The organism is Bacillus sp. FJAT-45350, from assembly GCF_002335805.1.
GTDB lineage: Bacteria > Bacillota > Bacilli > Bacillales > NISU01 > FJAT-45350.
The window spans coordinates 2917480-2936710 of record NZ_NISU01000001.1 but is presented as its reverse complement, the minus strand read 5'-3'; the positions used below and the strand labels follow the sequence as shown (position 1 = coordinate 2936710).

Here is a 19231-nt window from a genome sequence, read left to right as displayed (position 1 = left end):
TTTAATTAAAGAGGATGTTGCAAAAGGTCGGTTGTACCTTTTGCAACATCCTCGTAAAAAATCAGTGTAAAAAATAGAGCATTTGAAAATTTATAATCACACACTTTTCAATGCTCTCAGTTAAGGAGGTATTTTTTATGAAAGTTCTTGTTGTAGGTAGCGGCGGACGTGAGCATACAATCGCTTGGAAAATTGCACAAAGCAAGAAGGTTTCGGAAGTGTTTGTTGCACCAGGTAATGATGGGATGAGCGATGTAGCTACTCTTGTAAATATTCCCGAGTCAAATCATGATGAACTTATAAATTTTGCGAAAAAAGAAGCAGTTGAGTTAACGATTGTTGGACCTGAGGCACCATTATCAGCAGGTCTTGTTGACCGCTTTCTAGGTGAAGGTTTGGCTGTATTTGGGCCAACGCAGTCAGCAGCGCTTATTGAAGGAAGTAAGTCGTTTGCAAAAGAGATTATGAAGAAGTACAACATTCCAACTGGATATTATGAAACTTTTACTATATATGATGAAGCTAAAGCATATGTTGAAAAAATGGGGGCACCTATCGTTATTAAAGCTGATGGACTAGCAGCTGGTAAGGGTGTTGTTGTTGCTATGACTGAGAAAGAAGCAATTGAGGCATTGTACGATATGCTTGAAAATAATCAATTTGGTTCAGCAAGTGCAAAAGTTGTTATTGAAGAGTATCTTGAAGGGGAAGAGCTTTCATTAATGGCGTTTGTTCATGGAACTACAGTATTACCAATGGTAGGTGCGCAGGATCATAAACGCGCGTATGATAATGATGAAGGGCCGAATACTGGAGGAATGGGTGCATACTCACCAGTGCCACAATTTAAGGATAGCGATGTTCAAGAGGCAGTGGATACAATTCTCCAACCAATGGCAGACGCTATGATGAAGGAAGACCGTACGTTCACTGGTATTTTATACGCTGGACTTATGATGACTACAAAAGGTCCAAAGGTCATTGAATTTAATGCACGATTTGGTGATCCTGAAACGCAAGTTGTTCTACCTCGTCTAGAGTCAGACTTAGTTGATGTTATTACAGGGTTACTAAATGAAGAAAAGCCAGAGCTTACTTGGTCAGATAATGCTGTCTTAGGTGTTGTTTTAGCATCAACTGGCTATCCAAAAGCATATGACAAAGGTGCTGTTATTAAAGGATTAGGTAATCTAGAAGAACAAACACTTGTCTTTCATGCTGGAACGAAAGAAGTGAATGGTAATCTTGTAACAAATGGTGGTCGTGTCCTACTTGTATCTAGAAAAGCACAGGACCTAAAGACGGCCCAAGCTGATGTATATCGTGAGTTAGAGAATATACAATGTGATGGCTTATTCAACCGTTCAGACATTGGAAATAAAGCTATTTCGTACCTTTCTTCTTAATATAAACGGCTAATAGAGCAATCACACTACCGATGATTAGTGCGTATACAGCAAAAGTATCAATCATGAATTCCATAATATCATCTCCTTTTTTGAAAAATGCCTTATAAAATCAGTAATCGATTTTATAAGGCATTTTTTTGCCTACATTTTATGAAGGGTTTACAGGTGTGATTTCTTCAGCCTGTTCCCCTTGGAATTCTGCTTGTTGTGGAACGGGAAGGTTTGTGCCTTGATTTTGTTGCTGGTTCATTTCTTGCATTTTATTTTCAAATAAATCAGTTAAAGGACAATAGCGTAAAATTCCTTCACCTACCTTCATACCAGCTAACATTGCTACAATTAATGGCGTTGTACGGTATGGACGACGAACGAGTTTAGCCGTGGCCCAAGTTAAAAGAGTAAAGCCACAAGTAATTCTAACAAGGCCATTAATGATACTAATATTAGGTTTCATGTTCTTCATCACCTTTCCGTTGAATAGTAATAGTTAATACTGCTAATTACTCTTCCTAATTTTTAAGTTACTATACGTAAGACAAACTTCATGAAAAGAAATGTAATACAGTGCTATTTATGTGGTGCCGTGTAATTGGAAAAAATATTTAAGATTGTACATAACTTTAATAGGGTAAACGATAAAAATATGGTACGATAGTAGAAACTAATGATAAGAGAGAAACGGGTGATAACCAATGCCAGAACGAATATATCGCTGGACGAAAAGACGCCTTAGAAAACAATTAGCTGTTATTCGTGGCGAAGCAGCACCTTCAATCGTATTAAAGAACGCAACATATCTAAATGGTGCAAGACGGAAATGGTTACAAGCAAATATTTGGATATATAAAGATAGAATCGTATATGTCGGAGAGCAAATGCCTGAAAAGATTGATAAAGATACTGAAGTTGTTGATTGCAGTAACTATACAATTGTTCCTGGCTATATCGAACATCATGCTCATCCATATCAGTTATATAATCCCCATTCCTTTTCTAAATATGCAGCAGAAAGAGGAACAACGACACTAATAAATGATAATTTAATGTTCTTTTTGAATCTTGATAAAAAGAAAGCGCTTACTTTGATTGAGGATCTTGACGAGCTACCAACGACAATGTACTGGTGGTGTCGATATGATGCTCAAACAGAACTTGAGGAAGAAGAAGAGTTGTTTTCTAATTCTAGGATGAAAGCGTGGCTTGAGCATCATCTAGTTCTTCAAGGTGGAGAACTTACATCATGGCCTAAGGTTCTTGAAGGAGACGATGCGACTCTTCATTGGATGCAAGAAACGACAAGGTTAAGAAAACCAATTGAAGGGCATTTACCAGGAGCTTCTGAGCGAACGTTAAGTCAGATGGCGTTATTAGGAGTTACATGTGACCATGAATCAATGACAGGGAAAGATGTTGTCACTAGGTTAAATTTAGGCTACACAACCTCTCTACGCCACTCATCAATTCGACCTGATTTACAAAAGCTATTAAGAGAGATGATGGAGTTAGGGGTAGATGATTTTGGTCGTTGTCTCTTTACTACGGACGGATCGACACCTATGTTCTATGAGCAAGGTGTAATTGATAACATGATTAAAATTGCCATTGATGAAGGGGTTCCTGTCATTGATGCATATGAGATGGCAACGTATAATGTCGCTAAATATTATCAGTTAGACCATAAGCTTGGAATGATTGCTCCTGGCCGAATAGCGCATTTGAACTTTTTGAGCGATAAGGAAAATCCAGTGCCTGTTTCAGTTATGGCAAAGGGCCAATGGCTTGTAAGAGATAATGTAAAGTGTCGTTGTAATGAACAATTTGGTTGGAAAGAACATGGCGTAGAACCATTAGCCATTGACTGGGATTTAACGTTTGACGACCTACACTTTTCTATGCCTATGGGAATTGAGTTAATAAACTCTGTTATTTTGAAACCGTACCAAATATCAGTTGAAGTAACTCAAGAGAGGTTATCTGATGAGCATGACGAGTCCTTTTTTGTGTTAATTGATCGTAACGGAAAATGGATTATCAATACAATTATTAAAGGGTTTGCAGATAAGGTTGGAGGCTTTGCATCTTCATATTCAAATACTGGAGATATCGTCATTATTGGTAAGAGTAAAAAGGATATGATCACTGCTTTTAACGCCTTAAAAGAACAAGGGGGAGGGATCTTCCTTGCTGAATATGAAGAAATTATCCATTCGATCCCACTAACATTATTAGGTGGAATGTCTGTAAAGCCTATGGAAGATGTGATTGAAGAACAAAAGAAACTAGTTACGATGTTAAATGAACGTGGCTATCATCATGAGGATCCAATTTACAGCTTATTGTTCTTCTCGTCTACGCATTTACCTTATATTCGGGTAACGCAAAAAGGAATTTACGATGTTTATAAGAAAACAATACTCTTTCCTTCGATTATGCGTTAAACTATAAAAGTATATGAGGTGTTTTTAGAGAGGGAAATTTTAATAAAGGTCGTGTATCATCATGAAACATTTACTACTCCTAGTTTCTATCTTACTAGTAGGGGCTGTTACTCTTGTTGCTTGTAGTGAAAAAGAAGTAGTACAAGAAGAGCCGTCGGTTGAAGTAGAGCCTGAAGAAGAACCGATTGAAGAAGAGGTAATACCGCAATTTAAGAATACCTATCCTTTAACTGGTATTGGTACGGATGATGAAATTAATCACCGTCCTGTTGTTGTAACAGTAAATAATGAATCACAAGCGAGACCACAAACTGGATTAAATGAAGCTGATCTCGTTTACGAAGTATTAGCAGAAGGTAATATTACTAGGTTTGTTGCTTTCTATCATAGTCAGAAGCCAGAGAATATTGGGCCGGTGAGAAGTGCGCGCCCATATATGATTGAACTTTCTAACGGGTATGATGCGTTTTTTGTAACTCATGGCTGGAGTCCTGCTGCTCATGTGATGCTTGAGAGAGAAAGAAAAGCTGATTATTTGCAGGGGCTCTATCATGATGGCAGTCTGTTTCAACGTTCATCTGGTAGAAGGGCTCCACATAACTCTTATATTACATATGAGAATGTAATTAAGGGTGTTGATAACAAAGGTTATAAGTTAGAGGGAGACCTTTCACCACTTCTTTTTTTAGAAGAGGATGATGAAGTAGTAGGGGCTGAGGCAAAGAGCGTTACCATAGCCTATTACGATAATTATAAAGTTGCTTATGATTTTGATGAGGAAAAGAACAAGTATTATCGTTCAAGTGGTCGTAATGGAGACGTTGCAACAAAAGACTATGTAACAGATGAACCAGTCGGTGTAGAAAATGTGTTAATAGTCGAAGCGGCCCACCGCGTATTGGATGATGTAGGAAGACGTAGTATTGATGTCAATTCAGGTGGACTAGCCTTACTTTTACAGAATGGAAAGCTTCAACAAGTTGAATGGAAAAATGATGGTGGGCGTATCCTACCTGTAAAAAATGGTGAGGTTGTCAAACTAGTTCCTGGTCAAACGTGGATTAATATTATTCCGACGTCACCTGGTATTGAACAAAATGTAGTTGTTGAATAAGTAGAAAGGTGTGAAAGTTTTGCAGATAGATAAATTGCGAGGTAAAGAACTTGATCAACTGTTTAATTCGATATTATCATTAAATAATTTAGAAGAGTGTTATCAATTTTTTGATGATTTATGTACGATTAATGAGATTCAATCTTTAGCGCAACGTTTAGAAGTAGCTCGTATGCTACAGCTAGGATATACGTATCATAAGATTGAAACAGAAACTGGAGCAAGTACTGCCACAATTTCTCGAGTAAAGCGTTGTCTAAACTACGGAAACGATGGCTACAAAATGACACTTGACCGTGTTCGCGAGGAAGAAGAAAGTAAGTAAGATAAAAATCCCTTTCACATCAAGTGAAAGGGATTTTCTTTGTCTAGATTAACTCCTAAATAGCTGATATATCAATATGCTTAAATGCTTTTACATCAAATAAGCCGAGGTCTGTTAATTTCAACTCTGGGATGACAGGTAGAGCAAGAAAAGATAACGTAAGGAAGGGGTTAAAGGTCTCTTGAAAGCCTATCTTTGCTAATGCAGCATTAAGATGCTTAAGTTCCTTATTAACTTCTTCGTAGGGCTTATCAGAAATAAGTCCTGAGATTGATAGTTCAAGCTTAGAGAGTACCTGTCCGTCCTTCACAACAACAGTACCACCTTGCATTTGCTTAATTACTTCAACAGCTGTTAGTAAATCTTGATCATTAGTAGAGCAGACAATAAGGTTGTGCGAATCGTGTGCTACTGTCGATGCGATTGCTCCAGCTTGGAGCTTTAATCCTTTTACAATTCCAAGCCCGATGTGTCCAGTCTGATGATGGCGTTCAATCACTGTTAGCTTAAGTTGATCCTTTTCTACTGATGGAATAAAGATACCATTCTCGATGTCTACTTCTTCTATCATGTGTTTTGTTACAAGGGAATTTGGGATAATGTCAATAATATTTGCTTTGGCTGAATCTAACTTAATTTGAAAATTCTCTGCTTTTAGTTCTGGCAGATTGACACTCTTTGTTAAGTTCACTGGTGGAACAATGTATGAATCCTCTGTTTCAATGACGAGCTTTCCGTCTTGCGCTACAATAGCGCCGTTTGTAAATACTTGTTTAATGGTTACTTCTTCTATATTTGATACAAGCATGAAGTCTGCATCATATCCAGGTGCAATGGCTCCTTTTGTTTGCAAACCAAAATATTGAGCGCTATGAAATGAAGCCATACAATAGGCTAATAATGGGTCCATTCCATTTGTAATAGCTAGTCTCACATTATGGTCGATGTTTCCTTCTTCAAGTAGGTCATCTAAATGCTTATCGTCAGTGACAAATAGACAACGAGAAGCATTTTTTTCAGTAACTACAGGAAGTAAGTTTACTAAATCCTTTGCTACTGAGCCTTCCCGAATCATTAAGTGCATTCCTCTTTGAAGTCGTTCTTTTGCTTCCTTCACAGAAATGGCTTCGTGATCTGTACGAATTCCAGCCGTCATATAACCGTTTAAACCGTATTTATCTAGACCGGCAGCGTGACCGTCGATGAGTTTTTCATATTTGCTAGCTGAGAGTAGCTTATCAAGCATTTGGTCCTTTCCAGTTAACACAGCTGGAAAGTCCATCACTTCCGCTAAACCTAGAACAAGAGGGTGGTCATAGAATGGAGCTAAATCCTCCGCTGTAAGGGTAGCACCAGAATGTTCAAATTCCGTTGCGGGCACGCAAGATGGCAACATGATATAGATGTTTAAGGGAGACTTTTCCGAAGCATCTAAAATATATTGAATCCCATCACTGCCAGAGACGTTGGCAATTTCGTGTGGATCAGCAATAATTGTTGATACTCCGTGAGGAAGTAATACTTTTCCTAATTCGTTAGGTGTCACCATAGAAGATTCAATATGAACATGCCCATCAATAAATGTAGGACAAACAAAGGAACCTTTAGCATCAATTATTTCCTTCCCATCATAGTCGCCAATGCCAACAAATTTTCCATCTTTAATGGCTACGTCTTCTTCGATAATTTCACGGTTAAACACATCAAGTATTTTTCCATTTTTTATAACTAAATCAGCAATAGATTCTCTTGTTGCAACTGCTAGCTGTTGTTTAAGTTGGTTTTTGCTCATGGAAGAATACCACCTTTTATATTTTCTATTGAGGAATATTACCATAATTTACGGTTGAAATACTAATTAGATGATAAAGTTTCAATGAATTTACGAACTGATTTTGGATCGCCCTTTAGTTCCTCCCTCTTTATTTGATATAATCAGACAGGTATGAAAAAAGTGCATAGAGATAATGGAGGACAATAGATGCTTGACTATAGACAGTGGAAGCATGCGTTTAAGCTTGACCCAAATAAAGAGATAACTGATGAGGAATTAGAAGCAATTTGTGAATCTGGTACTGATGGCATTATTGTAGGAGGCTCGGATGGAGTTACGTTGGATAATACATTAATGTTATTAGCTCAAATCCGTCGCTATTCGGTTTCTTGTGCTCTTGAGGTATCAAACATCGAGGCATTAACACCTGGATTTGATTATTATTTTATCCCAACTGTACTAAATAGTAGGGATACAAAATGGATTACTCAGCTTCATCATAAGGCTGTTAAAGAATTTGGTGCAATAATGAATTGGGAAGAAATTATCATGGAGGGCTACTGTGTTTTAAATGAAAAATCTAAAGTAGCTAAACTAACAGACGCAGTTTGTGAACTAGATAAAGAGGATGTAGTTGCCTATGCAAGAATGGCAGAACACATGTACAAGCTTCCTATATTTTACGTGGAATATAGCGGTGCGTATGGGGATGTAGCAATCGTGAAAAAGGCAAAAGGGGTTTTGAAAGATACAAGGCTTTTCTACGGTGGTGGAATCACAACTCCAGAACAAGCGAAGGAAATGGCTAATTTTGCTGATACGGTCATTGTAGGAAATGTCATCTATGATGATTTTAAAGAAGCATTAAAAACAGTTAAAGCAGTAAAAGAATAATTGCAGTCAAAAGCAATAGAGTTTACAATGAAAGTGATAAGAACATATGTTTCTATGGCGGTGATAATATGCAGGGGAAAATAATTGAAAAGATGCTATCGGGGTTAAACCCAGAGCAGAGAAAAGCGGTAGTCCATACTGATGGACCGCTATTACTAATGGCTGGTGCAGGAAGTGGTAAGACTAGGGTACTAACTCATCGTATTGCTTATTTACTTCGAGAAAAAGGGATTGCACCTTGGAATGTTCTCGCGATTACGTTTACAAATAAAGCAGCTAGAGAGATGAAGGATAGGGTAGGACAGCTTGTTGGTCCAATAGCAGAAGATATTTGGATTTCAACGTTCCACTCAATGTGTGTCCGAATTTTGCGTCGAGACATCGACCGCATTGGATACAATCGTAATTTTACAATTTTAGATTCTGCAGACCAGCTATCTGTTATTAAGCAAATTCTAAAATCGAAGAATATTGATCCGAAGAAGTTTGAACCAAGAAGTATTTTAGGGTCAATTAGCGGTGCTAAGAATGAACTGAAAAAGCCAGAAGAGTTCAGTAAAATTGCAAGTGGACCTTATGAGGAAACAGCTGCAGAAGTGTATGAAGAATATCAAAAGCAGCTAAAGAAGAACCAATCACTAGATTTTGATGATTTAATTATGAAGACAATCACGTTATTCAAGTTAGTGCCAGAAGTTCTTGAATACTACCAACGTAAATTCCAGTATGTACTTGTGGATGAGTACCAGGATACAAACAGAGCTCAATACATGCTAGTCAAAATGATTAGCGACCGCTTGAAAAACATCTGTGTCGTAGGGGACTCAGATCAGTCAATTTATCGCTGGCGCGGAGCTGATATTAAGAATATTCTATCTTTTGAACAGGATTACCCTAACGCACAAGTTATTTTACTTGAACAAAATTATCGTTCAACAAAAACGATTCTTAATGCAGCAAATCAAGTGATTGAGAAGAATTTAAATAGAAAACCGAAAAAGCTATGGACTGAAAATGATGAAGGTCAAAAAATCACGTACTACCAGGCTGATAGTGAGCAGGACGAATCTTACTTTGTTGTAGGTAAGATAAAAGAAGCTGTTCAAAGTGGGCAGTATAAGAATTCTGATATTGCGATTTTATACCGTACGAATGCTCAGTCCCGTGTAATGGAGGAAATGCTCCTTAAATCTAATATTGATTATAATATTGTCGGTGGGACTAAGTTCTACGATCGTAAAGAAATTAAAGATGTATTAGCTTATTTGCGATTAATAGCCAATCCTGATGATGATATTAGCTTACTAAGGGTTATTAATGTACCAAAACGTGGAATCGGAGCAGCAACGATGGACAAGGTTGCTCAATTTGCGGCGAATCAGGATATTACAATTTTCAGAGCATTACAAGAGGTTGAGCAAATTGGCTTAAGTGCAAGAGTTGTAACGAAGCTACATGATTTTGCGACGAAAATGAATAATTGGATTCAAATGCAAGAGTTTTTATCTGTCACTGAATTAGTAGAAGAACTACTAGAGCAAACAGGTTATCGTGAAGCGTTAAAAAATGAGAAAACACTTGAAGCACAAAGTCGTCTAGAAAATATTGATGAGTTCTTATCGGTAACTCAGGATTTTGAGAAAAAGAATGATGATAAATCACTTGTTGCCTTTTTAACTGATTTAGCATTAATTGCTGATATTGATAAGCTAGATGAAGATGAGGAAGAACCAACTGATGCAGTTGTCTTAATGACACTTCACTCAGCAAAGGGCTTAGAATTTCCGATTGTCTTTTTAGTTGGGATGGAGGAAGGTGTGTTCCCTCATAGTCGTTCTCTATTTGAAGAGGAAGAAATGGAAGAGGAGCGCCGCTTAGCTTATGTTGGTATTACTCGTGCGGAGCAAAAATTACATTTAACGAATGCGAGAATGAGAACATTATTTGGCCGAACAAATACAAATCCACCATCACGCTTTATTGCAGAAGTTCCTGAAGAGTTACTAGAGAACTTAAATGAAGACAAGCCAATGCCACAATGGGCAAAAACATCTCGTTCAACCTCTCCATCACCAACAAGACCTGTTTCTCGTCCGAAAATGAATACAACGGGTGGAGAACAGTTCCAATGGAGTGTAGGAGATAAAGCAGAGCACGGAAAATGGGGAATTGGTACGGTCGTCAGTTTGAAAGGTGAAGGGGACTCGGTAGAATTAGATATTGCTTTCCCACCACCAACTGGAATCAAACGATTATTTGCTAAATTTGCTCCGATTAAGAAGGTATAATAGGAAAAGTTTGTCCAGAGCTTGGTTGAAAGGAACGAACGATAATGAAAACAATTGAAGCAGAAGCTCGAATTGATAAGCTACGAGAGTTACTTGAAGACTATGGTTACCATTACTACGTGCTAGATAACCCGGTCGTAACAGATGTGGAATACGACCAGTTAATGCAGGAATTGTTAGAGCTAGAACAACAATATCCTCAATTTCAAAGTGAAAGTTCACCCTCTGTTCGCGTAGGAGGGGCGCCTTTGCCTCATTTTGAAAAAGTAGAACATAAAATCCCAATGCTTAGCTTAGGAAATGCCTTTAATGAGGAAGATTTACGAGACTTTGACCGACGTGTTCGACAAGGGATTGATGATGAGCAACCTACGTATAGCTGTGAGTTAAAAATTGATGGGTTAGCTGTCTCCTTAACGTATGAAAACGGGAAATTTATCCGCGGAGCGACTAGGGGAGATGGTACAATTGGAGAAGACATTACACAAAATTTAAAAACAATCCGATCTATACCACTTCGTTTAAAAGAAAACGTAGATATCGAGGTTCGTGGTGAAGCGTTTATGCCGAAGCGCTCTTTTGAAGCATTAAATAAGGATAGGGAATTGGCTGGAGAAGAGAAGTTTGCGAATCCAAGAAATGCTGCAGCTGGTTCTTTACGTCAATTAAATCCGAAAATTGCAGCAAAAAGAAACCTAGATGTCTTTTTATATGGAATTGGACTGCTCGAAGGTAATGAAGTTTTCTCTCACCATCAAGGCTTAGAGTATTTGAAAGAAATAGGCTTTAAGACGAATCAAGAGAATAAGCATTGTGAGTCAATAGAAGAGGTAATTGAATATATTAACAGTTGGCTAGAACGCCGTGCTGAATTACCATATGAAATAGACGGTATCGTTATTAAAGTCGATAGTCTTGAGCATCAAAAGGAGCTAGGCTTCACAGCAAAAAGTCCGAGATGGGCTACGGCTTATAAATTTCCGGCTGAAGAAGTTGTCACGAAGCTAGAGGGGATTGAATTAAGCATCGGAAGAACAGGGGTTGTCACACCTACTGCATTACTATCTCCTGTTACCGTTGCTGGGACGACAGTAAAAAGAGCTTCGTTGCATAATGAAGACTTAATTCGAGAAAAGGATATTAAGCTTGGTGACTTTGTTGTTATTAAGAAAGCGGGAGATATCATTCCTGAGGTTGTAAACGTTCTTGCTGATAGACGAACAGGTGAAGAAGAGGAGTTTCGCATGCCTACCCATTGTCCGGCGTGCGAAAGTGAGCTTGTCCGTTTAGAAGGGGAAGTGGCCCTACGTTGCATTAATCCAAAGTGTTCAGCACAAATTCGTGAAGGTTTAATTCATTTTGTTTCTCGTAATGCGATGAACATTGATGGTCTTGGTGAAAAGGTAATCTCGCAATTATTTGAGCATGAGCTTGTTCAGGATGTAGCCGATATATACAAGCTAAATAGGGAAGAACTACTTAACCTAGAGCGGATGGGAGAGAAATCGGTTGATAACCTCTTAGCTGCTATTGAAGCGACGAAACAAAATTCATTAGAACGTCTGTTATTTGGACTTGGTATTCGTTTTGTAGGAGCAAAGGCAGCAAAGACATTAGCGATGCAGTTTGAAACGATTGATTCATTAAATGATGCTAGCTACGATGAGTTAGTTGCTGTAAACGAAATTGGTGAAAAAATGGCGGATTCAATTGTTAGTTATTTTGAGATGCCAGAGGTTCAAGAACTTATCTCTGAGTTAAAAGAACTTAATGTAAATCTAACATATACAGGGCCAAAGATTTCTGTTGAAGCTGTAAAAGATAGCCCTTTTGCAGAAAAAACAGTTGTTTTAACGGGTAGGTTAGAAGTCCTTTCTCGAAATGAAGCAAAAGAAAAGATAGAAGCTCTTGGCGGTAAGGTAACAGGAAGTGTCAGTAAGAAAACTGACCTTCTAATTGCTGGTGAGGATGCAGGATCTAAATTAGATAAAGCTGAGTCACTTGGAATTGAAGTTTGGAATGAAGAGCGTTTAATACAAGAATTAGAAAACAACTAATAGTAGTTGGCTTGGATGAGGAGTGTTGCAAGATGATCAAACGAATAAGTGCGGTCGTCTTATCGAGTGTTTTTCTTCTATCTGGGTGTTTACCCTTTATCGGAAGCGAAGAAGAGCTTATCGAAGTAGAGGAACATGAACAGGAACAACTGGTAGAATTAAGCCCGCAAATATATACACAGGAAAATTACTATCGTAGTGTTCTTTATGAAGGGGTTTATACTCACGGGGAAGCCAGAGGATTTAGTAATGCGGTTGTTTATAATCGATTTGATTTGGAACAGTTAGAAATGGGTCTAATGGGGTTAGCGAATGAACGATTCAGCCCAGAACAATACTTTTTCCGTGAAGGTCAATATATTGAGAAGGATGAGTTGAATAGTTGGTTGATTCGTTACCATGAAGAAAACAACCCAGCGGGTATTAATCCTCCTCTAGGTGATGGGGAAACGCTGAGGGAGAGAGAGGAAAGTCAGCCGAGATACTTATCTCATATTTTAGAACACAATTATCTTGTGGAAAATGAAAATGGTAACCTTGAATTAGGTGGAATTGTCGTCGGTCTATCGTTGAATAGTGTCTATCATTTTAGAGTAGAAGATGACCAAGGACGATATCATTTTTATAGTAAGCAATTAGACCCTCAAAAGGTAGAAGCAGAGGGAAGACGTATGGCAAGTGAGGTTGTTTCTCGTCTGCGTGAGGTTAATCGTGAAAATGGTGTTTTAGAAAATGTTCCAATAATAGTAGCTTTATTTATGGAACAAGAGCAGAACTCTGTTATTCCAGGAACATTCTTTGCAAAAGGTGTTGCTGAACCGGCAAGAGAAATAGGAAATTGGCAACGAATAAATGAGCGGTATTATTTGTTCCCGTCTAGAGATGCGACAGCAGAACAACGTAATGATGCAGAGCGTTTCATGAAGTTAAAAGAAGAGATAGAAGGATTTTTTGACAACTTTATTGGTGTTGTTGGCAAAGGGTATTATAAGAATGAACAGCTCCATGAATTAACAATTGAAGTGCCAATTCGTTATTATGGGAAAGCAGAAGTGATAGCCTTAACACAATATGTTGCAGACCGTATCACACAGCGATTCCCGAATAGCTTAAAGGTCCAAGTGTATATCACTTCAGTTGCAGGAAACGAAAGCATCATCATCAGAAACCCAAACGAAGAACCAATCATTCATATCTATCGATAGACAGAACGAACACAACGAGGACAATTAAACCGACGTTGTGTTCTTTTTTTATTGAAAAACGAATTGCGAATTGCAAATGTAGAATGGCAAATGGCGAATTAAGACCTATAGATGTTCTAGCAAAGCTAGAACGAGTCTTTGCTAATTGTCGCGGCTGATTTATCAGCCGAGCAATTAGCAATTAGCAATTAGCAATTAGCAATTAGCAATTAGCAATTAGCAATTAGCAATTAGCAATTAGCAATTAGCAATTAGCAATTAGCAATTAGCAATTCATAACTCATAACTCATAATTCACCATTATCCCCCTCCCCACTTTGTTGCCTGTTACTACGTAATTTGGTATTATCTATTTATTGTGAAATGTACGATTTTTGGAGGTGATAGCATGGCTCGTATTACAAAAGACGAAGTAAAACATGTTGCCAATTTAGCACGTTTATCAGTTACTGAAGAAGAAGCAGAACTTTTTACAAAGCAATTAGATGCAATCATTACATTTGCAGAACAATTAAATGAACTTGATACAGAAGGAATTGAACCAACTACACACGTATTGAACATTCAAAATGTCTTACGTGAGGATGAAGTAAGAGAATCATTACCGGTTGAAGAGGTATTGAAGAATGCACCGGACCAACAAGATGGACAAGTTAAGGTACCATCGATAATGGAGTAAAGGAGGGGATAGTATGTCAATTTTAGAGGGAAGTATTTCTGACTTACATAAACGATTACATAATAAAGAAGTATCGGTTTCTGAGCTAGTTGATGCATCTCAGCAACGAATTTCAGAAGTAGATGATAAGGTAAAGGCATTCGTTTCATTAAATGATGAGCAGGCAAAAAGTTATGCCAAACAATTAGATGAGGCACTTGAAAAAGATAGTACAAGAGGACTTCTGTTTGGAATACCAGCTGGAATTAAAGACAATATCATGGTAAGAGGTCTAAAGACAACTTGTTCAAGTAAGCTTTTAGCTAATTTTGAAGCAGTTCACGATGCAACTGTTACGAAAAAGCTACAGGAAGCTCAGTCTGTGACAATGGGAAAACTAAACATGGATGAGTTTGCGATGGGTTCTTCAACTGAAAATTCAGGTCTCTTCAACACGAGAAATCCATGGAATACGGATTATGTTCCAGGGGGGTCTAGTGGTGGTTCAGCTGCTTCGGTAGCGGCAGGAGAAGTTGTGTTCTCATTAGGTTCAGATACAGGTGGTTCAATCCGTCAACCAGCTGCTTATTGTGGTGTAGTTGGCCTTAAACCAACGTATGGTCGTGTTTCAAGATTTGGACTAGTTGCTTTTGCATCATCGCTAGACCAAATAGGTCCGATTACCCGTACAGTAGAAGATAACGCATTAGTTCTACAAGTACTAGCCGGTCACGACAAGATGGATACAACTTCAGCAAATGTAGACGTTGTTGATTATCTTTCATCATTAACTGGAAACGTTCAAGGTCTTAAGATTGCCGTACCTAAGGAATACCTTGCAGAAGGTGTAAATACAGATGTAAAGGAAAAAATTCTTGCTGCTTTAAAAGTGTTAGAGGCTCAAGGCGCTACATGGGAAGAGGTGTCATTACCTCACTCTAAGTATGCAGTGGCAACATATTATTTACTTTCCTCTTCAGAAGCATCAGCAAATCTTGCTCGTTTTGATGGTGTTCGATATGGGGTGCGTTCGGATAATGCAGAGAATTTACTTGAAATGTACAAAGAAACTCGTAGCCAAGGATTTGGTGACGAGGTTAAACGTCGTATAATGCTCGGAACTTATGCATTAAGCTCTGGATATTACGATGCTTACTATAAAAAAGCTCAAAAAGTACGTACGTTAATTAAGAAAGATTTTGACGATGTACTTGAAAAGTATGATGTTATTATTGGACCAACTGCGCCGACAACTGCGTTTAAAATTGGTGAAAAAGTGGACGATCCATTAACAATGTATGCAAATGATATTTTAACAATTCCAGTAAACCTTGCAGGAGTACCAGCGATTTCTGTACCGTGTGGTTTCTCAAATGGTTTACCTGTAGGGCTTCAAATCATTGGAAAGCACTTTGATGAAGGAACAATTTATCGTGTTGCTCATACATATGAACAAGCAACAGACCATCATAAGGCAAAGCCGGAACTGTAAGGGGGGAGAAAAAACGTGAAATTTGAAACAGTCATTGGACTTGAGGTTCATGTAGAGTTAAAAACAAAGTCAAAGATCTTCTGTGGATGCTCCACTGAGTTTGGAGCTCCGCCAAATACACATACATGTCCAATTTGCTTAGGTCACCCAGGTGTTTTACCTGTATTGAACAAACAAGCAGTGGAATATGGGATGAGAGCTTCTATGGCTCTTAACTGTCAGATTGCAGAGGAAACAGTATTCGATCGTAAAAACTATTTCTATCCTGACAGCCCGAAAGCATACCAAATCTCTCAATTAGATAAACCGATTGGGGAGCATGGTTCGATAGAAATTGAAGTAGATGGTGAGAAGAAAACAATTGGGATTACACGCATACACTTAGAGGAAGATGCAGGGAAGTTAACACACTCTGAGTACGGAGACTATTCATTAGTAGACTTTAACCGTGTTGGTACACCGTTAATTGAGATTGTATCTGAGCCAGACCTTCGTTCACCTGAAGAAGCATATGCATATTTAGAGAAGCTTAAGGCGATTCTTGAATATACAGAAGTATCGGATTGTAAAATGGAACAAGGTTCACTACGCTGTGATGCCAACATCTCATTACGTCCTGTAGGACAAGAGGAGTTTGGTACAAAGACGGAATTAAAGAACTTAAACTCTTTTGCTCATGTTAAAAAGGGACTAGCTTATGAGCAAATTCGTCAAGAAAGAGAGTTATTAGAAGGTCAAGTACTAGCACAAGAAACGCGTCGCTGGGATGATGTGAAAAATGAAACATTGCTTATGCGTGTAAAAGAAGGTGCTGACGATTATCGTTACTTTCCAGATCCTGATCTTGTGGGAACAGTGATTGATGAAGAGTGGAAAGAACGCGTTCGTGCTGAAATTCCTGAGTTGCCAGACCAAAGAAAAGCACGTTATGCTGGTGAGTTAGGTTTATCTGATTATGACGCAGGCGTTATTACAGCTTCTAAAGCATTAGCTGATTTCTTTGAAGAAGCTCTGTCTCACAAAGCAGAACCAAAACAAGTAGCAAACTGGGTTATGGGAGATATGTCTGCTTATTTAAATGCAAATAATAAAGAAATAGGCGAGGTTCCACTTACATCAGAAAGTCTTGCTAAAATGATTTCTTTAATAGAAAAGGGAACAATCTCTTCTAAAATTGCAAAGACTGTTTTCAAAGAGTTAATTGAAAATGGTGGAGACCCTGAGACAATCGTTAAAGAAAAAGGACTTGTTCAAATCTCTGATGAGGGAGAACTACTTAAAATTGTAAATGAGGCTCTTGATAATAACCCTCAATCAGTTACTGACTTCAAAGAAGGAAAAGAAAAAGCAGTTGGCTTCCTTGTTGGACAAGTAATGAAAGCAACTAAAGGTAAAGCGAATCCTCCATTAGTTAATAAATTAATCATGCAAGAAATTAAAAAGAGATAATATAATGATTCCCATTGTGCTAGGAGAGATCCTATTACAATGGGATTTTTAAAAAAAATTGTAGAGTTGAAAATAAATTTACAAAAAAGGGTTTTAATCTTTGTACTGTTGGGTAAAGATACTACAGGTAAACAAAACAAATAAATTTAAAAAAGAGTTGCAAAGCATAATTAGAAATGGTATATTATTTTATGTTGCTTAAAGCAATGCATCTAAAAAAGAAAAATAAATTCTTTTGAAAATGATGTTGACTTTGGTAGTGTTGATGTGTTACATTAATAAATGTTGCTGAAGCAAGTGACAAGTTGTTCTTTGAAAACTGAACAAGACAAAAGCCAAGCGTAAAAGAGATGTAAACACATCTCGTTAATTTTCTCGATTTTTTAAAATCGAAACGTCACGTTTGTGACAGTGAGCTTATATCACACTTTCTACGGAGAGTTTGATCCTGGCTCAGGACGAACGCTGGCGGCGTGCCTAATACATGCAAGTCGAGCGGACTGAAGGGAGCTTGCTCCCGGACGTTAGCGGCGGACGGGTGAGTAACACGTAGGCAACCTGCCTTGTAGACTGGGATAACTTCGGGAAACCGGAGCTAATACCGGATGTTAGATAATTCGCGCATGCGTGTTATCTTAAAGTTGGCCTCGGCTAACACTACAAGATGGGCCTGCGGCGCATTAGCTAGTTGGTAAGGTAGTGGCTTACCAAGGCGACGATGCGTAGCCGACCTGAGAGGGTGATCGGCCACACTGGGACTGAGACACGGCCCAGACTCCTACGGGAGGCAGCAGTAGGGAATCTTCCGCAATGGACGAAAGTCTGACGGAGCAACGCCGCGTGAGCGATGAAGGCCTTCGGGTCGTAAAGCTCTGTTGTTAGGGAAGAACAAGTGCCGTTCAAATAGGGCGGCACCTTGACGGTACCTAACCAGAAAGCCACGGCTAACTACGTGCCAGCAGCCGCGGTAATACGTAGGTGGCAAGCGTTGTCCGGAATTATTGGGCGTAAAGCGCGCGCAGGCGGTCTTTTAAGTCTGATGTGAAAGCCCACGGCTCAACCGTGGAGGGTCATTGGAAACTGGGAGACTTGAGTACAGAAGAGGAGAGTGGAATTCCACGTGTAGCGGTGAAATGCGTAGATATGTGGAGGAACACCAGTGGCGAAGGCGACTCTCTGGTCTGTAACTGACGCTGAGGCGCGAAAGCGTGGGGAGCAAACAGGATTAGATACCCTGGTAGTCCACGCCGTAAACGATGAGTGCTAGGTGTTAGGGGTTTCGATGCCCTTAGTGCCGAAGTTAACACATTAAGCACTCCGCCTGGGGAGTACGGCCGCAAGGCTGAAACTCAAAGGAATTGACGGGGGCCCGCACAAGCGGTGGAGCATGTGGTTTAATTCGAAGCAACGCGAAGAACCTTACCAGGTCTTGACATCCTTTGACCACCCTAGAGATAGGGCTTTCCCCTTCGGGGGACAAAGTGACAGGTGGTGCATGGTTGTCGTCAGCTCGTGTCGTGAGATGTTGGGTTAAGTCCCGCAACGAGCGCAACCCTTGATCTTAGTTGCCAGCATTCAGTTGGGCACTCTAAGGTGACTGCCGGTGACAAACCGGAGGAAGGTGGGGATGACGTCAAATCATCATGCCCCTTATGACCTGGGCTACACACGTGCTACAATGGATGGTACAAAGGGCAGCGAAACCGCGAGGTTGAGCCAATCCCATAAAGCCATTCTCAGTTCGGATTGTAGGCTGCAACTCGCCTACATGAAGCCGGAATCGCTAGTAATCGCGGATCAGCATGCCGCGGTGAATACGTTCCCGGGCCTTGTACACACCGCCCGTCACACCACGAGAGTTTGTAACACCCGAAGTCGGTGGGGTAACCTTTTGGAGCCAGCCGCCTAAGGTGGGACAGATGATTGGGGTGAAGTCGTAACAAGGTAGCCGTATCGGAAGGTGCGGCTGGATCACCTCCTTTCTATGGAGTATTTAACTCTAGTCGACGGACTTCACATTATGTGTTGTTCGACGCTTCGGACTTTTGTCGTTCAGTTTTGAGAGAATAAATCTCTCAACAAATACATTTGCTCCTGCGATTACTCGTCGCAAGGCAGCAAAGAAGCT

14 protein-coding genes and 1 rRNA gene are annotated in these 19231 nt (G+C 39.3%); 12 read left to right on the top strand and 3 right to left on the bottom strand.

Translation table 11 applies throughout. The features are described from left to right. The first annotated feature begins 137 nt into the window (after window positions 1-137). Window positions 138-1406 carry a phosphoribosylamine--glycine ligase gene (purD, locus tag CD003_RS14735; RefSeq protein ID WP_096201814.1) on the top strand — a complete coding sequence of 423 codons (1269 nt, stop codon included), beginning with the start codon at window positions 138-140 and terminating at the stop codon, window positions 1404-1406. Here purD and CD003_RS22845 read toward each other — a convergent pair. Beyond that, window positions 1384-1482, bottom strand: a complete 99-nt coding sequence (locus CD003_RS22845; RefSeq protein ID WP_441296615.1) for an EYxxD motif small membrane protein — start codon at window positions 1480-1482, stop codon at window positions 1384-1386. The two genes, purD and CD003_RS22845, sit on opposite strands and share 23 nt — an antisense overlap. 75 nt (window positions 1483-1557) lie before the next feature. After that, window positions 1558-1863, bottom strand: coding sequence for a YgaP family membrane protein (locus tag CD003_RS14730; protein WP_096201813.1), 306 nt, complete (start codon window positions 1861-1863; stop codon window positions 1558-1560). Window positions 1864-2101: 238 nt separating this feature from the next. On the opposite strand from CD003_RS14730, the gene CD003_RS14725 reads away from it, so the two are divergent. From CD003_RS14725 to CD003_RS14715, 3 genes are all read left to right on the top strand, one after another. Then, entirely contained in the window at window positions 2102-3847 is a 1746-nt protein-coding gene (locus CD003_RS14725; protein ID WP_096201812.1) for an adenine deaminase C-terminal domain-containing protein, read from the top strand. Window positions 3848-3908: 61 nt separating this feature from the next. After that, window positions 3909-4961, top strand: a complete 1053-nt coding sequence (locus CD003_RS14720) for a DUF3048 domain-containing protein (protein WP_096201811.1) — start codon at window positions 3909-3911, stop codon at window positions 4959-4961. Window positions 4962-4980: 19 nt separating this feature from the next. Beyond that, on the top strand, window positions 4981-5286 hold the full coding sequence (locus CD003_RS14715) for a YerC/YecD family TrpR-related protein (protein WP_096201810.1): 306 nt from the start codon (window positions 4981-4983) through the stop codon (window positions 5284-5286). A 55-nt stretch (window positions 5287-5341) separates the two neighbouring features. Here CD003_RS14715 and ade read toward each other — a convergent pair whose 3' ends face one another. Further along, window positions 5342-7078, bottom strand: a complete 1737-nt coding sequence (ade, locus tag CD003_RS14710; RefSeq protein ID WP_257008322.1) for an adenine deaminase — start codon at window positions 7076-7078, stop codon at window positions 5342-5344. Between the two features lie 189 nt (window positions 7079-7267). Here ade and CD003_RS14705 point away from each other — a divergent pair, with 189 nt between their 5' ends. From CD003_RS14705 to CD003_RS14670, 8 genes are all read left to right on the top strand, one after another. After that, window positions 7268-7954: a heptaprenylglyceryl phosphate synthase gene (locus tag CD003_RS14705; RefSeq protein WP_096201808.1), complete on the top strand. Its 687-nt coding sequence runs from the start codon at window positions 7268-7270 to the stop codon at window positions 7952-7954. A 68-nt stretch (window positions 7955-8022) separates the two neighbouring features. Then, a complete protein-coding gene (pcrA, locus tag CD003_RS14700) occupies window positions 8023-10242 on the top strand; it encodes a DNA helicase PcrA (protein WP_179295564.1) in 2220 nt (739 codons plus the stop codon). Between the two features lie 44 nt (window positions 10243-10286). Further along, window positions 10287-12299, top strand: coding sequence for an NAD-dependent DNA ligase LigA (gene ligA / locus CD003_RS14695; protein WP_096201806.1), 2013 nt, complete (start codon window positions 10287-10289; stop codon window positions 12297-12299). Window positions 12300-12331: 32 nt separating this feature from the next. Further along, complete coding sequence (locus CD003_RS14690) at window positions 12332-13504, top strand: CamS family sex pheromone protein (RefSeq protein ID WP_096201805.1); 1173 nt, start codon at window positions 12332-12334, stop codon at window positions 13502-13504. Between the two features lie 388 nt (window positions 13505-13892). Further along, the gene (gene gatC / locus CD003_RS14685) at window positions 13893-14183 is read left to right on the top strand and encodes an Asp-tRNA(Asn)/Glu-tRNA(Gln) amidotransferase subunit GatC (protein WP_096201804.1); all 291 of its coding nucleotides are present in this window, start codon (window positions 13893-13895) and stop codon (window positions 14181-14183) included. A 13-nt stretch (window positions 14184-14196) separates the two neighbouring features. Continuing rightward, window positions 14197-15654, top strand: coding sequence for an Asp-tRNA(Asn)/Glu-tRNA(Gln) amidotransferase subunit GatA (gatA, locus tag CD003_RS14680; RefSeq protein WP_096201803.1), 1458 nt, complete (start codon window positions 14197-14199; stop codon window positions 15652-15654). A 15-nt stretch (window positions 15655-15669) separates the two neighbouring features. Next, complete coding sequence (gene gatB, locus CD003_RS14675; protein WP_096201802.1) at window positions 15670-17103, top strand: Asp-tRNA(Asn)/Glu-tRNA(Gln) amidotransferase subunit GatB; 1434 nt, start codon at window positions 15670-15672, stop codon at window positions 17101-17103. Between the two features lie 430 nt (window positions 17104-17533). After that, window positions 17534-19085: ribosomal RNA gene (locus CD003_RS14670) — 16S ribosomal RNA — on the top strand. Window positions 19086-19231 lie beyond the last annotated feature (146 nt).

Excerpts from the sequence above, each read along its gene's own strand:
- gatA (WP_096201803.1), top strand. The coding sequence starts at position 14,197 with ATGTCAATTTTAGAGGGAAGTATTTCTGACTTACATAAACGATTACAT.
- CD003_RS22845 (WP_441296615.1), bottom strand. The coding sequence starts at position 1,482 with ATGGAATTCATGATTGATACTTTTGCTGTATACGCACTAATCATCGGT.
- pcrA (WP_179295564.1), top strand. The coding sequence starts at position 8,023 with ATGCAGGGGAAAATAATTGAAAAGATGCTATCGGGGTTAAACCCAGAG.
- ligA (WP_096201806.1), top strand. The coding sequence starts at position 10,287 with ATGAAAACAATTGAAGCAGAAGCTCGAATTGATAAGCTACGAGAGTTA.
- CD003_RS14720 (WP_096201811.1), top strand. The coding sequence starts at position 3,909 with ATGAAACATTTACTACTCCTAGTTTCTATCTTACTAGTAGGGGCTGTT.
- CD003_RS14725 (WP_096201812.1), top strand. The coding sequence starts at position 2,102 with ATGCCAGAACGAATATATCGCTGGACGAAAAGACGCCTTAGAAAACAA.
- CD003_RS14730 (WP_096201813.1), bottom strand. The coding sequence starts at position 1,863 with ATGAAACCTAATATTAGTATCATTAATGGCCTTGTTAGAATTACTTGT.
- ade (WP_257008322.1), bottom strand. The coding sequence starts at position 7,078 with ATGAGCAAAAACCAACTTAAACAACAGCTAGCAGTTGCAACAAGAGAA.
- gatC (WP_096201804.1), top strand. The coding sequence starts at position 13,893 with ATGGCTCGTATTACAAAAGACGAAGTAAAACATGTTGCCAATTTAGCA.
- CD003_RS14690 (WP_096201805.1), top strand. The coding sequence starts at position 12,332 with ATGATCAAACGAATAAGTGCGGTCGTCTTATCGAGTGTTTTTCTTCTA.
- purD (WP_096201814.1), top strand. The coding sequence starts at position 138 with ATGAAAGTTCTTGTTGTAGGTAGCGGCGGACGTGAGCATACAATCGCT.
- CD003_RS14705 (WP_096201808.1), top strand. The coding sequence starts at position 7,268 with ATGCTTGACTATAGACAGTGGAAGCATGCGTTTAAGCTTGACCCAAAT.